We start from the raw sequence: 15097 nt of genomic DNA on the forward strand, positions 1-15097 counted from the left end.
AAACCTCGTGTTCCTTGTCCGGGCCAGGCCCGCGGTGACTTTGACCGGCAAGGAAGCACGGGGTGTGCCATATGCTGCAAGCTATTGTCTTTGAATGGTTTTCAAGAGGATCGGCAAGAACGTGTCTGGCGGCAGAAAGCTGCCCCGACGGATTCCCGACACCCGGCAAGCTCAGCGGGAGATGTCGTACTTGCGCAGCTTCTCCACCAGCGTGGTGCGACGCAGTTGCAGCAGCTTCGCCGCCCGGGCCACCACGCCGTCGGCGTGGTCCAGGGCGTCCTCGATGAGCTGCTGCTCCACGTCGGCCAGGGCTGCCTTCAGATTAACGCCATCGCCCTGCCAGTCCACGTCGGTAATGGCGTACCGGGGCGAGTCGACCTGTTGGCCGGCGGCCGGGTCGGCGCCGTTACCGGCGCGGGTCGGTGCATCGGGGGCGGGTTCATCCCCCGGATGGGCGGCGCGGCCCGGGTTAGCGGGACTCACGTCCGGTTCTGGTTCGGAGGGCTCCGAGGGCTCCGCGGCACGCAGAAAGGGCGGGATGTCCTCCAGCGGGGCGCGCTCCTCCTCGGGCCGCGCCGAGGGCACGCCCCCGGCGGGTGCCGCCGGCGCTTCAGCCGCCATCGCCGGCTCGGGGGCGGGCTCCGGTTGGGGTGACGGATTCCCGCCACCGGGGAGGTAAGCCGTTGCCGGGTCCACCGGTACGCCTGCCGCCTGGCGGATCCGGACCGGCAAGTCGTCCACCTGCACCTCGTCGTAGGCGCAGAGGATGGCGAGCCGCTCCACCACGTTGGCCAGCTCGCGGACGTTACCCGGCCACTCGTACTGGGCCAGGCAGGACATGGCGGCGGCGCTGAAGCGCACCGAGCCCCGGCCCTCATCCTCGATACGCCGGACCAGCTCCTCGATGAGCACAGGGATGTCGGAAGGCCGCCCCCGCAGCGGCGGCACCTCGATGGGAAACACGTTCAGGCGGTAGAAGAGATCCTCGCGGAAGTCGTTGGTGCGGATGTTCTCTTCCAGGTTGCGGTGGGTGGCGGCGATCACCCGCACGTCCGCCTCCATGGTGCGGTTGCTGCCCACCCGCTCGAAGGTGCGCTCCTGGAGCACGCGCAGCAGCTTCACCTGCATGGGCATGCTCATGTCGCCGATCTCGTCCAGGAAGATGGTGCCGCCCCTGGCCAGCTCGAAACGGCCCTGGCGGGCGCTGATCGCGCCGGTGAAGGCGCCCTTCTCGTGGCCGAACAGCTCTGACTCCAGCAGCTCGCCGGGGATGGCGCCACAGTTGATGGGCACGAAGGGCTTGTCGGCGCGGCCGGACTGGTAGTGGATATTCTGCGCCACCACCTCTTTACCGGTGCCCGACTCGCCCAGGATCAGCACGCTGGCCTCGGTGTCGGCCACCTGCTCGATCATCCGGTTGACCATCTGCATGGGGCGGCTCTGGCCCACCAGGCGGGGGGCCTTGCCCTTGGGGCGGGTCTGGCTCTCGCGACTGCGCTGGGCGTTCTGGGCCAGGGCCTGCTTGAGTGCGGCGCTGAACTGGGCCTGGCGCAGGGGGAGTTGCAGGGTGCCGAGCACGTTGGCGCCGGCATCCAGCCCGCGGGGCTGGCCGGCCTCTGAGACCAAAAAGACGGGCAGTTCGGGGACCTCCTGCCAGAGCACTTCCAGCGCCGCCTGCCGGTCCTTGCGCTCCCCTTCGGCGGGGATCAGCGCCAGCGCGTACTGCCGGCTGCCCTCCAGCGCCTTCGCCAGTTGCCCGTCGGCCGGCCCGCGCACCACCTCGTGCTCCAGGAACCGCACCGCCGCCTCCACGGCGCCAGCGCGCTCGCTGTCGTCATCCAATACCAGGACCTGAACCACTGCTCCCCCCAAAGGCCAAATAGCCGCGCTAATGACCGGAGTTTAGCCACAGCGTGCGACTGCCGTCAAAATTACGACAAAGGCCCCTTGCCGGCCGTGAGGCAAGACAGGGTGGCCACCGTCTGTGCTACATTCCGACCAATGAGCAGCATCACCGAACTGGAAAAAGAGATCCTTAGCCTGCCCTACGAGTCCCGAAAGCGGCTGGCCATGGCAGCTTGGTCCAGTCTTGAGCGGGACCAGCAGGGGAAAGTGCTCAGTGATGCCCAAGGACTGGCCACGGCTCTGGAACGGGATAAGGACATCGAAAGCGGCAAAGCCCAACCGATCAGTTACTCTCAGTTCCGGCGCCTGACTGACGGTCGCCGGACGCATGAAGATTGAGTTTCACCCCGCCACAATCGACGAAGTCAACAAGGCCACAGCTTTTTACAACAAGCGAGAGCCTGGCTTGGGTGACGCATTCCGCGAAGAGGTCTATGCGGCCATAGACAAACTGACGATCCAACCCCGTCAGTGGCCGGTGCTCAGTGGGGATATCAGGTAATGCCTGGTGGGTCGATTTCCCTGGGCCATCCTGTACCGTATCCGCGGTGGCGGGCGGGTGATCCGAATTCTCACGATCCGTCACCAACGCAGGCATCCGCGCTATGGGACGCGGCGCAGGTAGATCGCCGCGGCGCTCGCGATGACGGTTTTCGCCCAAGGGGGATGCCGAAGTGGGAAGTCAGTCGTTGCGGAAGCGCTGGTAGGCGCGGTGGCCGGCGGCGCCTTTGCGGGCGTTGATGAGGGTATGGCCGAGCGCTTCCAGCCGGGCCTCCAGCAGGGGCCGGAGGCGGTTGTCCAATTCGAGGATGCGCTCCAGGCGGGTGACCAGGGCCTGGTAGCGGTCCGGGTCTTCAACGGCGCTGCTGTCGATGGCGCGGGCCAGCTCGCCGCGACGGGTCTCGCTGGCCACTACCTCGTCCCACTCCCCGGCCTCGGCGAGCGCAAGGCGGCGGCGAGCCAGGTGTTCCAGCTCCACCGCCGCCTCCAGCATGGCCTCATCGCGGGACAGGGGCATGGGTGCGTTCAGCCCTCGTTGGCCGCGGCGCGTTTCGCCGCTTCCTTGTCGCGCAGTTCCTTGGGGATGGCCTGCCAGGCCTCACGGATCTGCTTCAGCAGGTCCGACACCTCGTCCAGCATGGCCTCGTCGTTCCGCGCATTGGCACTGACCAGGCGGCGCTGCATGTAGTCGTAAAGGTTGTCCAGATTGGCGGCCAGATCGCCGCCGGTGTCCTGGTCCAGCCCGCCGCGCAGCCCGTCGATAATGGCGATGGCCTTGCCGATGAGCTGGCTCTTGGTGCCGCGGTCGCCCTGCAGGAGGGCGCCCTTGGCCTGGGCGATCCGGTCAATGCCACCGTCGAGCAGCATCTCGATGAGCCGGTGCGGGTCGGCGTAGGCCGCACCGCTGTAGGCACCCACCTGCTGGTACTGGTCGATTCCGCTGTTCATGGCTGCGTAACTCATTCCCGCTGCCCTCTCCCTAGTGGATGATTGTCACCCATAATTAACGGCAATTCATCCCCGAACTTGAGAGCATTTAGGCCGGTTACTGCTGGTTCAGCAGGCCCAGCTGATTGTCCAGGAACTCACTCGTCTGGTTCATCTGGGCGATCATCGAATCCATGGCCGAGAACTGCCGGATCAGCCGCGCCTCCAGCCGGTCCATGCGCATGTCCAGCCGCTCCTGCTGGGGCGCCAGCGCCGCCAGCCGGTCCTGCAGGGACTCGGTGCGGTTGTTGATCACGCTGTCCCGACCGGTGAACTCGTCCACGGCATCCTGTAGCCGGGCAGTTATCCCGTTCTCGCTGTCCGTGAACAGTCGGACCACGTCCAGTCGGTTCTCGTTCAACGCATCTTCCAGCCGGCTGTCGTTGATCTCCAGGGTGCCGTCGCGCTGGGTGGTGATGCCCAGGTCGGCCAGGGTGCGCACCGCGCCCTCGGCGCCGGGAACCGGCTCGCTGATGAGCTGGCGCATGCGGGACTGCACCGAGCGCAGGGTGGAATCACCCTTCAGCTCCCCGGCCTCGCCGGACTCCGGGTCGAAGGCGTTCAGATCACCGAGGGTGCGCTGCAGGCTGTTGTAGGCCTCGACGAAATCGCGCACTGCCGACTCCGCCGCCCCCGGCTCCTGGGTGACGTTGACGCGCGCCTGGTCCACCGCGTTGAGGGTCAGGGTCACCCCGTCGATCACGCCGCTGATCTCGTTGGTGGGGCGGGTGATGCGCAGACCGTCCACGAACAGCTCGGCGTTCTGTGCCTCGCGCAGTTGGGAGAAGTTATCGCCGGCGCGCACACCATCCTCGTCCGGGTCGTCAAGGCTCGCCGCGTCAAAGGCCAGTCGCTCGAGCAGGGCATCGCCCTCGTCGTCATCCGCGTCCACCTCGATGGCCGTGACCGCATTGGCCTGCCCCGGCTCCCGGCTGGTGAACACCAGCCGCGGCCCCTCGCCATCATCCACCACCGAGGCACGCAGGAACTCGCTCTCGTTGTTGATGGCAGAACGCACGTCCTGAAGGGTGTCGGCGCCCTCTTCCAGGCGGAAGGTCTCGGTGACGGCGTCATCGCCCTCGCCCAGGGTGATGGTGAAGGTGCCGGTGCCCAGCGAGGTGGTGCCGGCGGAGAAATCCTCCACATCCTCGAACAGGTCGGAGTTGGTGGCGATGCGCTGGGCCTGCGCCAGTTGGGTAACGTTCACGTCGTAGCTGCCGGGCGGGGCGTCACGGTTGGCCGAAACGGTGACCGCCGACTCATTATTGCTGGCCGCCTCGACACTGCGAAAATCGCTCTCGCCGGAGACATTGCCCAGCGCACTACCGAAATCGCTGACCGCGCCCTGGAGCTTGCCCAGGCCGGAGACCTGCGCCTCCAGCCGCGACTCCTGGCGGTCGATGCGCTGCTGGCCAGGCTCGCGCTCAGCGGCCACCAGCTGATCCACCAGATCCCGGATATCCAGCCCGGAACCCACACCGAGAGAACTGATGCTCGCCATCTCGCCCACCTTCCTGTTTCAGTTAGAGGCGCCTCACGCCTCGTGACACGCCGTGCTACGCCTGTTCCCGCACCAGCAGGCCGCGTAACTCTTCCAGCTGCTCGGCGATGGCCAGGATCTCCTCCGGCGGAAACTGCCGGATCAGCTCCTCGTTCTTCGAGTCGAACACCTTCACCACCGTGCGCCCGGTGTCCTCGTCGATGCTGAACTCCAGGTCGCGCTGGACCACCTGCACGAACTCATTGATCCGGTCCACTGCATCGCTGACCGATTCACCGGTCGGGTCGCCGGCGGCCCGCGCCTGCTCCGGCCGGGCGGCGTCGAGTGTCGGGTCCACCGGCCGTGCCGAATCCGGCTGGGGCGGGCGTGACGCGGCCTCGCTCTGGCGGACGCCCTCGCCCGCCGGCGCACCCTGGCTGCCGGTGACCGCCGGGCGCATGCCCTCGACGTTGGACGTTGTCACGGTGTTGTTGGTATCCATCTAATCCCTCCTGCCACCGGCCGCATGCTCCCTAAAAGAAATATCGGCAGCATTTAGGAGAACTTTAGCCCCGCGCGCAATGAAAGCCCACACCCCGGACAGAAAAAGGCCCGGAGTGGCATCGCCGCCCCGGGCCGGAGAAACGCAGAAATTGTGAAAACCGACAATCCGGACAGCGCCTCAGGCCTGATCCCTCACCAACAGCCCGCGGACCTCGTCGAGTTGCTCCGCGATGGCCAGGATCTCGTCGGCGGGAAACTGGCGGACCAGCTCCTCGCTGCCGGAGTCGAACACCCGCACCACGGTGCGGCCGGTATCGTCGTGTACGCTGAACTCCAGATCGCGCTGGACCACCTGGACAAAGTCGTTGATGCGATCCACGGCGTCGGCGACCTTCTCGGCGTTGCGCTGCGCCTGCTGGGCCGCCTCGGCCGCCCCGCCACCCTGGCGGGTGCCGGAAACGGCTTCGGCCCCCGAAGGCGCGGGCGAGGCCTTCCCCTGGCTCTCACCCGTCCCCGAGGGCCGTAGCATCTGAACGTTCAGCGTAGACACCTTCATGCTGGTATCCATCTGATCCTCCTCCCCCGATGGCGGGGTCAGAGGCGACCCGGGGCCATCCTGCCCCGGGCCACCCCGCTACTCAGTTCCCGAAGGCCCGATTACTGGAGCAGGCCCAGCACGTTGTTCGGGATCTGGTTGGCCTGCGCCAGGACGGAGGTACCAGCCTGCTGCAGGATCTGACCCCGGGTCAGGGCCGCGGTCTCGGCCGCGAAGTCAGCGTCTACGATGCGGCTGCGGGAAGCCTCCAAGTTTTCCGAGGTGACATTCAGGTTCGCCACCGTGGACTCGAACCGGTTCTGCACCGCACCGAGGTCGGCTCGCAAGCTGTTGATCTGGTCCAATGCCCCGTCGGCGATGGCGATCGCCTCGCTTGCGCCATTCCGGGTACCAATATCAACGTCAGTTAGATTGCGTTGCTCTGCCTCAACTCCGGTCTCACCGTTGAACACATCAATCGTGTCTTCACCTTCCAAGGTGATTTCGCCGCCCTCAACCTCGAATTCAGCAGCGAAGGCACCACGAATGGAAACAGTCGTTTCCGTGCCGTCCTCCCCATCAATGGTAGTCAAAGCTGCACTCAGACCCGCACTCCTGACAGCCTGCGTCTCTTCCTCAGTCTCTCCTTCAAAGGATGCGATTGCGCTGTTGATCTCGCGGACCATGCCCTCTAGTGAAGTAACGTCTTCACCGAAATCAACTTCAATTTCAATACCCTCACCAACGTCAAAGCCCTCCAGATCGGTCAGTTCGATAGTGACTTCGCCAATCCCATCGATGCCCTCACTGATCTGATCCTGAGTCAGACCCGCTTCACCCTCAGCGATCGAACGCCCAAGTTCGGCGGACCTCGCATCCACACCATCTACTGCGATGGTCTGACCCTGATTGGCGCCGACCTGGAAGAAAAGATCACTCAGGGCTCCATCGAGCACTGTCTGATCGTTAAACTCGGTAGACTCAGCAATACGACCGGCCTCGTCCACCAGCTGTTCAACCTCCTGATTCAGCGCAGCACGATCGGACGCCGAGTTACTGTCGTTGGCGGACTGAACGGCCAGCTCGCGGACACGCTGTGCGATGTTGCCGATCTCCTCAAGCGCACCCTCGGCGGTCTGTGCCAGGGAGACGCCGTCGTTGGCGTTACGTGCTGCCTGGTTGTTGCCGTTGATCTGCGCGGTGAAGCGCTCGGAAATCGCCAGCCCTGCCGCGTCGTCCTTGGCGCTGTTGATCCGCAGGCCCGAGGACAGGCGCTCCAGAGACACGTTCAGCTGGCTCTGGGAGCTGTTGAGGTTCCTCTGGGCGTTCAGGGAGGCAATATTCGTGTTGATTACCTGTGACATGACTCTTCTCCTTACCGCTTTCCGGGTTCGGCGAGGAACCCCTGGGTTTGTTTCCGGTGGGAGGCGCGGTGTTGCCGCTTTTCCTCCCTGCGCCCCCTGTAACGACCCATGAGCGGCAAACTTTAGGCCTGACCGGAAATTTTTTTCCGCCTGGCGGCACAAGCAAAGAGAAGAATCAAAACAATCGAATAGTCAGTAGGTTAAGGTCACACCACACATGCAGATGCACCCGGTCTCAACACAACCTCCTGCTGTTCAGGCTTCAGCCAACACATCCACAGGCTGACCCATGCCAACAGACACCGCCACGGCAAAGGCCACGGCCTTCCGGTCCAATCCTCCAACCTCCGCATCTCCGTTAGTCAGGTGCGCAGCCAAGCGAAGATGCTGAGTGCCCTTTTCTGTTACTACACGCATCGCGTCATCGCCATTGCTCCCCCAAACGACCGCCTTATCGCTTGGACGAAGCAGCGCGGTGTCGAAATTGGAGCCTGTGGACACCCAGATCACCGGCAAGCTGGAAACCTGCCGTACCAGGGCAACGCAGGCAGCATCGTCAGCGTTGGCGACAACACCACCAGTGGCCCGGGCAACGGCCTGGGCCCGAAGCAGCATTCGTTGATCCGACGACAGCCCTTGGCTGTCGCCCCCCTCGTTCAAGTCTGTAATTACGACCCACTGGTAGTAATCGCAGGGATGGCCTTGAGCCAATAGCGTCGGGTCAGGCAGTGCGAATACAGCCCGGGTCACCGTGGGGTCAGATAGAATCATCCGAGCGCGCTTGAATGGGTCCGCGCCAGTACCGCCTACCGACTCAACGCCCACGCGAGCCTCCGCCTCACTTGCCAGCCCGCATACGTGGTTTTCCGCACCGAGTAGAACGTGGGCAATGGCCGCCACATGAGTACGACGGTCACCACCGACCACCGCTGCGACAGGGATCCTAAGGTCCTCGCCTTGGAGGAGGTAATTCAATATTTCTCCGCTGACATCGTGATCCGGAGTCCCCAACCAGTGTGGTCTCAATCCCGGTTGCGCGTTGACCTCACAAATTACGCCACCGACTTCTCGCCACGAGCGATGGGCGTCCGGACAAATCAAATCTATTCCAGCGATATCGAGTCCGATAATCCGAGCGGCTCGCTCTGCCAGCCGAACGTTATCCGGGTGAATCGCGCTGGTCAGGTCTTCCGCTGTCCCACCTGTGCTGATGTTCGCGGTTCGCCGTAGCCAGACTGTATCCCCTTCAGCAGGCACCGATTCGAGAGAAAGCCCTTGTTCATTCAACATCGCTTCGGCTTCATCATCGATCTTCACTTGCACCAGCATGCTCTTTCCATCCCCACGGCGGGGATCTGCATTCAAAGACCGCACAAGCTTTCCGATCGACGAATGGCCGTCCCCGACCACATGAGCCGGCACCCGCTTAGTGGCGACGCGTACTCTCCCACCAACGACGAGTAGACGGTGGTCTTCGCCCGAAACATGCTTCTCCAAAAGGACCCCTTGAGGGCTATAACTAGCCGCACTTGAAAAGGCCTGCCGCAAGGTCTGCACGTCACGAATGCCAGGCACCACACCCACGCCTTGATCCTGATTCCCTGGCTTCACTACCACGGGCCAACCGAATCGCTCAGCCATGGCCTGAGCCTCTTTTTCAGTTCGGACCATGACCGCTGGAGCCACTGGGATGCCTGCGTCGGCGAGGATCTGTGATGCCCGGAATTTGTGCCGAGCCAAGCGTGTAGCGATGACACTGGTCTCATGACCAAAGGTTGATTCCATCCGTTTTCCATTCGCCCCCCAACCTAGACGCAACAACTGCCCACCTGCACGACGCACTGGCACGCCCCGCTCCATCGCGGCGCGGGCGAAACGCAGATTGGTGGGGTGCAGTCCGCCACTTTGCGCCGAGTTTACCCACTGAGCCACCTTCTTCTGCAGGTCAGGCAGACCGCTGTTGCCCGGGGACAGTGAAATCCCCAGGTACTGAACGGCCAGTTTCAAGGCGTCACTGGCGATATTCTGACGCTCCCAAGGCAGCACGAGTTCAAGCACCGACTCATCCTTCTTCGCCAGTCCACCGGCACCGACGGGGTCTCTGGCAATGCGCTGCAGTGCGATCTGGAACGCCACCAACCAGGCTGCGAACTGCTCCCGCGAGTCATCGGAGGGCGTGTTCAGCAAGAAAGCTCCCGGCCAGTCCTCCGGTTCAACGTTGTAGAGTGGCTCTGCTTCCCATAGGTGGCGCGCCATCGCCCGCAGCCGACCCTCCGCGTCCGGCCAGCGTTTGATGGGCTGCGGTAATTTCAAATCTACCGTAAGGGTTGGCCCCAACAGGCCCTCTCTTGCCCCGTCGGTAAACCTAAGGTTCTCGAACTTGACGTTGATCGCGTTCTTCTTGGCCATTGCAGAACATGCCTCTCCGCTGACAGATCGTTGACTGTCAGCGACATCTTGCAATGATTGCGCCAGCTGGAGTCTTGCGGATGGATAGATATCTGGCCCCGATACAGAAAAGGCCCGGGGAGGCTGACGCCACCCGGGCCAAGTACTGCCGCTTGAGGTTCGGTCTGGCTGTTCGATTACTGCAGCAGGTTGAGCACGTTATTGGGGATCTGGTTGGCCTGCGAGAGGACGGAGGTGCCGGCCTGCTGCAGGATCTGACCCCTGGTCAGTGCTGCGGTCTCAGAAGCAAAGTCTGCATCCATGATCCGGGACCGGGAGGCGCTGAGGTTTTCCGAGGTGATGCTGAGGTTAGCCACGGTTGCCTCGAAACGGTTCTGAACTGCACCGAGGTCTGCCCGGATACCACTCACCTGCTCCAACGCCCCATCCACGACTGCAATGGTTTCATTGGCTCCACCTCGTGTGGCGACGTCGATTTCGGTCAGGTTTTTATTGACCGCATCTTCCCCGTCTCCAAATAATTCAACGGTTGTGTCCTCGCCATCCGCTAGTGTGATTTCCCCGCCTTCAACGCTGAAGTCGGAATCAAACGCCCCCCTGACCACAACAGTGCTTTCACCCGCATCATTTGTAGAGACGGCCGCGCTCAGTCCCGCATTACGAACCGCCTGAACCTGATCCGCAGCGTCGTCACCTTCTCCCGCGAAGTTTGTGATAGCGCTATTGATTTCCCGCACCAAATCCTCGAGTGAGGTAACCTCACCTAGTTCATCATCCCCCAGTTCGATGGGAATTGCGTCATCTCCCTCACCTAGGGCAATGGTAATTTCTCCCACAGATTCGATGCCTTCCGCGATGTCATCCTGAGTCAACCCCTCCTCACCTTGAACCAGGGCTCGCCCCAATTCTGTGCTCCTCGCGTCGACACCAGAGACCGCGATGGTCTGACCTTGGTTGGCCCCAACCTGGAAGAAGAGGTCCCGCAACGTCCCATCCAGGATATTCTGGTCGTTGAACTGCGTATCTCGCGCAATTCGACCGATCTCGTCAATCGCTTGCTGAACCTCCTGATCCAGTGCTTCACGATCCGACGCAGAGTTGGTGTCGTTCGCTGACTGAACCGCAAGTTCGCGGACTCTTTGTAGCAGGTTACCTGCCTCATCCAACGCGCCCTCTGCAGTCTGGGCGTAACTGATCCCGTCATTCGAGTTACGTGCCGCCTGGTCCAGCCCGTTGATCTGCGAAGTAAACCGCTCGCTGATCGCCAGCCCCGCCGCATCATCCTTCGCGCTGTTGATCCGCAGCCCCGAGCTCAGGCGCTCTAGGGAGATGTTCAACTGCCCCTGGCTGGCGTTTAGATTCCGCTGGGCGTTCAGTGAAGCAATGTTGGTGTTGATGACCTGTGCCATGACGTTCACCCCTCAAGCATTGTCTGCGGCTGTGCCGCTTGTTTTCGGGTTCTGGACTCGCCGGTGGCGGCCCGACCTCTGTGCACCCAGGCTAACGGCGCAGTGCGGGAGTGCTTGATTGGGGGTGGTTTTTCGGCAAAAAGCGGCAAGCAGAGACCACTTTGGCGGGAAAAGCGGCAAGGGGTTGCCTGTTTTCCCTGTTGGGGTGCCTGGCGCAATGCCAATTGGGAGCTTTCTGTGACTGGAGGCTGGGCCGGGCATGTGGATTGCTTCGCTTTGCTCGCAATGACTGGGGGTGGGCCGTGCTCTATTGGCTCCCCTCGGTGCGGCAATCTGCCCTGCCACGCCACTCGAAACCTTGCGCCAGATCAGCGTCCTGTCCCCAACCTTCTGGCATACTCGGAAATGAATACTTTTATACAAACCTTGCGGGGAAGTGACCTGATGCAAGCGAACTCTCTCTCCCTGGCGCTCATCGGTAGCGGTGGCACCGGGGTGATGACAGCGGGGCAGATCCTGCTGGATGCGGCGGCGCAGGCCGGGTGGTACGGGCTGATGACGCGCTCGTTCGGGCCGCAGATCCGCGGTGGCGAGGCGGCGGCCATTCTGCGGCTGGCGCACCACCCCATTCAGGGGCAGGACGACCACCTGGATCTGTTCCTGGCGCTGGACTGGGGGAACATCGAGCGCTTTGCCGCCGAGCTACCGCTGGCCGAGCATAGCACTGTCATAGCCGACCCGGCGCAGGGCGACGTGCCCCAGGTGATCGCCCGCACCGGCGCCCGGCAGGCCATGGTGCCGCTCAAGGAGGTCACCAAGTCAGTAAAGGGCGGTCGCGCCAACATGGTGGCACTGGGCTTGGTGGCCGAGCTGATCGGCTTGCCACGCGCGGCGCTGATGCAAACCCTCAACAAGGTGCTGGGCCGCAAGGGCGAGGATGTGCTGCAGACCGCCGAGGCCTGCCTGCAGGCCGGCGCCGAGCAGGCCAAAGCGGTCGACACCTCGCTGGCCCTGGAGGCCAAACCCACCCCCGAGGGCGAGCAACCGGAGCGCTGGGCGCTCACCGGCAACGAGGCGGCGGGCCTGGGTGCGCTGCGCGGCGGGGTGCGCTTCAGCGCTGCCTATCCCATCACCCCGTCCACCGACATCGTGGAGTGGCTGGCGCCCGAGTTGCCCAAGCTGGGCGGCTGCCTGGTGCAGGCCGAGGATGAACTCTCGGCCATCAATATGTGCCTGGGCGCCAGCTTCGGCGGCACGCCGTCGATCACCGCCACCTCCGGCCCCGGTCTGGCGTTGATGATCGAGACCCTGGGTCTGGCGGTGGCCTCGGAGACCCCGGTCGTGGTGGTGGACGTGATGCGCGGCGGCCCCTCCACCGGCATCCCCACCAAGTCGGAGCAGTCCGACCTGAACATCGCCCTGTACGGGCTGCACGGCGATGCCCCGCACCTGGTGGTCGCGCCCAACAGCATCACCGACTGCCTGGCCGCCACCCAGTGGAGCGTGCACCTGGCCGAGGCGCTGCAAACGCCGGCGCTGGTGCTCAGCGATCAGGCCATGGGTCAGGCCCGGGCCATAGTGGACAAGCCGATCCCGATGGACTGGAAGGCCGAGCGCCGCACCGCCGATAAGCCGGGCGAGGATTACCTGCGCTACCGCATCACCGACGACGGTGTCTCGCCCATGGCCATTCCGGGCACGGTGGGCGGGGTGTACACCGCTGACGGGCTGGAGCACGCCGAGCGCGGTACCCCCTCCAGCCAGGCGGACCACCACCAGGGCCAGCTGGACAAGCGCCTGCACAAGCTGACCGGCTACGATTACGGTGAGTACTGGGCGGATATCGAGGGTGAAGGCGAACTGGCGGTGATCACCTGGGGCAGCAGCACCGGCCCGGTGCGCGAGGCGCTGGACCGGGCGCGGGCCGAGGGCATTACCGCCCGGCTGATCTCGGTGCGCCTGCTGTCGCCGGTGCAACCCGAGGCCATGGCCGAGGCGCTGCGCGGGGTCAGTCGGGCACTGGTGGTGGAACAGACCCACGGCGGGCAGTTCCACCACTACCTGCGTGCCCACTACGACCTGCCGGCCACCGTGCAGGCCTTTCACCACCCCGGGCCGCTGGCCATCCGCCCGGGCGAAGTACTGGAACAACTGCGCCAACTGGCGCAACAGGAGGCGGCATGAGCACCTGTGCAGACCAGATCAAGACCACGGAGCTGAAGGCGAAGGACTACAAGTCCGACACCAAGCCGGTGTGGTGCCCGGGCTGCGGCGACTTCGGCGTGCTCAACGCCATCACCAAGGCGCTGGCGGCCCTGCAACTGCCCCGCGAGGATGTGGCGTTTGTCTCCGGCATCGGCTGCTCGTCGCGCATCCCGGCCTACTCTGCCGTCTACGGCTTTCACGGGGTGCACGGTCGCGCCCTGCCGGTGGCCAGCGGGCTGGCGGTGAGTCGCCCCGACCTGACGGTGCTGGCCGCCGGCGGTGACGGCGATGGCTTCTCCATCGGCGGCAACCACTTCATGCACGCCTGCCGGCGCAACGTGAACCTGACCTACCTGGTCATGGACAACGCGGTGTACGGCATGACCAAGGGCCAGGCCTCACCCACCACCGAGTCGGACTGGGCCGGCAGCAAGCTCACCCCGGAGGGCCCGGGGCTGGCGCAGTTCCAGCCGCTGGAGATCGCCCTGTCCGCCGGCGCGCCCTACATCGCCCGCTGCTTCTCCGGCGACCCCAACGGGCTGGCGCAGCGGCTCACCGAGGCACTGGCTTTTCCGGGCTTTGCCTTTATTCAGGTGCTGAGCCCCTGCGTCACCTACCGGCCGGAGCAGAAGGAGTACAAGAAGCTGGTCCACCCGGGCTTCGAGCCCACGGCGGACCGGCGCGAGGCCTTCATGCAGCTGATGGACGACGACGGTTTCACTACCGGCGTGCTGTACAAGGCGGACATCCCCGCCTACCAGCCGGACCGGGCCGAGCCCAGCGACCTGGACACCATCGCCCGGCAATTCCGGGTGGGCGAGCACGGGCCGAAGCCCGTCACCAACCCCTACTACCCCTGCTCCGAGGCAGGTTGCGCGGTGGACCCGCCAGTGCCGGAGGACTGACCGGCGCCTTGCGACTTCGGCTTGCCCGGGATGAAGGCGTTGGTGCGCGCCATGTAGTCCCGGTAGCCCTCGCGGGTCTCCCGCAGCCGCTCGTCCAGCAGGGTGACGCCGGAGAAGCGCAGCAGCGCCCAGGTCATGATCAGCGGCGAGAAGATCGTCCACCAGCCGCCCGCCGCGGCGGCCATCAGCCAGATACCCCACCACACCAGGCACTCGCCGAAGTAGTTCGGGTGGCGGCTGTAGCGCCACAGCCCCCGCTGCATGACCTTGCCCGCGTTGCCCGGACGGCCGAGGAAACGGGCCAGCTGGAAGTCGGCAATGCTCTCGTAGACCACGCCGAACAGGGCCAGCAGGGCACCCAGCCAGAGCAGCACGCTACCCATCGGCGCCGGGTCGCGCAGGGCCACCAGCAGGGGCAGCGCCACCAGCCACATGATGACCCCTTGCAGCAGGAAGACGTTGCGCAGGCTCAGCCAGCGGAAGCTGTCGCCGTGGTAGTTGCGCATGGCGGCGTAGCGGGGGTCCTCCCCTTTCCCCCAGTTCCGCCAGATGATGTAGGTGGTGTAGCGCGCCCCCCAGACCATCAGCACCAGCAACGGCAGCCAGGCGCCGGCCGGCGCCCCGGCCTCCAGGTACCAGAACAGCCCCAGCATCATGAAACCGATGCCCCAGAAGCGGTCCACCAGGCTCACGTCATCGTGGCTGAGGGTGTCCAGCCAGATGGCCAGCATCATCGCCAGAACGAGCGGCAGGCCCGCCAGGGCGGCACCCAGCGTGGTTTCGAACATGGTCATTCCTCGTGCACGGGATTTTTATGGCAGCGCCCCGGGGTTCATTCGATACAGCGCACACCGGGGCCCTTATTGTCTTTGCCCTAATTCAAGCGCAAGAGT

13 protein-coding genes are annotated in these 15097 nt (G+C 64.4%); 3 read left to right on the forward strand and 10 right to left on the reverse strand.

Translation table 11 applies throughout. The features are described from left to right. Positions 1-171 precede the first annotated feature (171 nt). Positions 172-1860 (reverse strand): sigma-54 dependent transcriptional regulator, encoded by a 1689-nt coding sequence (locus tag DFR31_RS14105; protein ID WP_245971085.1) that lies wholly within the window; start codon positions 1858-1860, stop codon positions 172-174. A 141-nt stretch (positions 1861-2001) separates the two neighbouring features. On the opposite strand from DFR31_RS14105, the gene DFR31_RS04615 reads away from it, so the two are divergent. Next, positions 2002-2244, forward strand: a complete 243-nt coding sequence (locus DFR31_RS04615) for an addiction module protein (protein ID WP_121441457.1) — start codon at positions 2002-2004, stop codon at positions 2242-2244. A 343-nt stretch (positions 2245-2587) separates the two neighbouring features. Here the strand turns inward: DFR31_RS04615 and DFR31_RS04625 are convergent, their stop codons facing one another. The 8 genes from DFR31_RS04625 to DFR31_RS04660 all read right to left on the reverse strand — a co-directional run bounded on the left by DFR31_RS04625 (position 2588) and on the right by DFR31_RS04660 (position 11094). After that, a complete protein-coding gene (locus DFR31_RS04625) occupies positions 2588-2923 on the reverse strand; it encodes a flagellar protein FliT (protein WP_121441459.1) in 336 nt (111 codons plus the stop codon). A gap of 8 nt (positions 2924-2931) precedes the next feature. Continuing rightward, positions 2932-3369, reverse strand: coding sequence for a flagellar export chaperone FliS (gene fliS / locus DFR31_RS04630; RefSeq protein ID WP_121441460.1), 438 nt, complete (start codon positions 3367-3369; stop codon positions 2932-2934). An 82-nt stretch (positions 3370-3451) separates the two neighbouring features. Next, on the reverse strand, positions 3452-4894 hold the full coding sequence (fliD, locus tag DFR31_RS04635) for a flagellar filament capping protein FliD (protein WP_121441461.1): 1443 nt from the start codon (positions 4892-4894) through the stop codon (positions 3452-3454). Positions 4895-4949: 55 nt separating this feature from the next. Then, the gene (locus DFR31_RS04640) at positions 4950-5375 is read right to left on the reverse strand and encodes a flagellar protein FlaG (RefSeq protein WP_121441462.1); all 426 of its coding nucleotides are present in this window, start codon (positions 5373-5375) and stop codon (positions 4950-4952) included. Between the two features lie 180 nt (positions 5376-5555). After that, positions 5556-5945 (reverse strand): flagellar protein FlaG, encoded by a 390-nt coding sequence (locus DFR31_RS04645; protein WP_121441463.1) that lies wholly within the window; start codon positions 5943-5945, stop codon positions 5556-5558. 89 nt (positions 5946-6034) lie between these two features. Beyond that, positions 6035-7276, reverse strand: coding sequence for a flagellin (locus DFR31_RS04650; protein ID WP_121441464.1), 1242 nt, complete (start codon positions 7274-7276; stop codon positions 6035-6037). Between the two features lie 255 nt (positions 7277-7531). Beyond that, entirely contained in the window at positions 7532-9685 is a 2154-nt protein-coding gene (locus DFR31_RS04655; RefSeq protein ID WP_121441465.1) for an acetate--CoA ligase family protein, read from the reverse strand. A 176-nt stretch (positions 9686-9861) separates the two neighbouring features. Further along, positions 9862-11094, reverse strand: coding sequence for a flagellin (locus tag DFR31_RS04660; RefSeq protein WP_121441466.1), 1233 nt, complete (start codon positions 11092-11094; stop codon positions 9862-9864). A 444-nt stretch (positions 11095-11538) separates the two neighbouring features. Here DFR31_RS04660 and DFR31_RS04665 point away from each other — a divergent pair, with 444 nt between their 5' ends. Together DFR31_RS04665 and DFR31_RS04670 are read left to right on the forward strand one after the other, a co-directional pair. Next, positions 11539-13278 carry a 2-oxoacid:acceptor oxidoreductase subunit alpha gene (locus tag DFR31_RS04665; protein ID WP_121441467.1) on the forward strand — a complete coding sequence of 580 codons (1740 nt, stop codon included), beginning with the start codon at positions 11539-11541 and terminating at the stop codon, positions 13276-13278. After that, on the forward strand, positions 13275-14204 hold the full coding sequence (locus DFR31_RS04670) for a 2-oxoacid:ferredoxin oxidoreductase subunit beta (RefSeq protein ID WP_121441468.1): 930 nt from the start codon (positions 13275-13277) through the stop codon (positions 14202-14204). Before DFR31_RS04665 ends, DFR31_RS04670 begins: the two co-directional genes overlap by 4 nt. On the opposite strand, the gene DFR31_RS04675 is transcribed toward DFR31_RS04670, so the two are convergent. After that, the gene (locus DFR31_RS04675; protein ID WP_121441469.1) at positions 14150-14992 is read right to left on the reverse strand and encodes a DUF1295 domain-containing protein; all 843 of its coding nucleotides are present in this window, start codon (positions 14990-14992) and stop codon (positions 14150-14152) included. The two genes, DFR31_RS04670 and DFR31_RS04675, sit on opposite strands and share 55 nt — an antisense overlap. Positions 14993-15097 lie beyond the last annotated feature (105 nt).

This window comes from Alkalispirillum mobile, assembly GCF_003664325.1.
Lineage (GTDB): Bacteria > Pseudomonadota > Gammaproteobacteria > Nitrococcales > Halorhodospiraceae > Alkalilimnicola > Alkalilimnicola mobilis.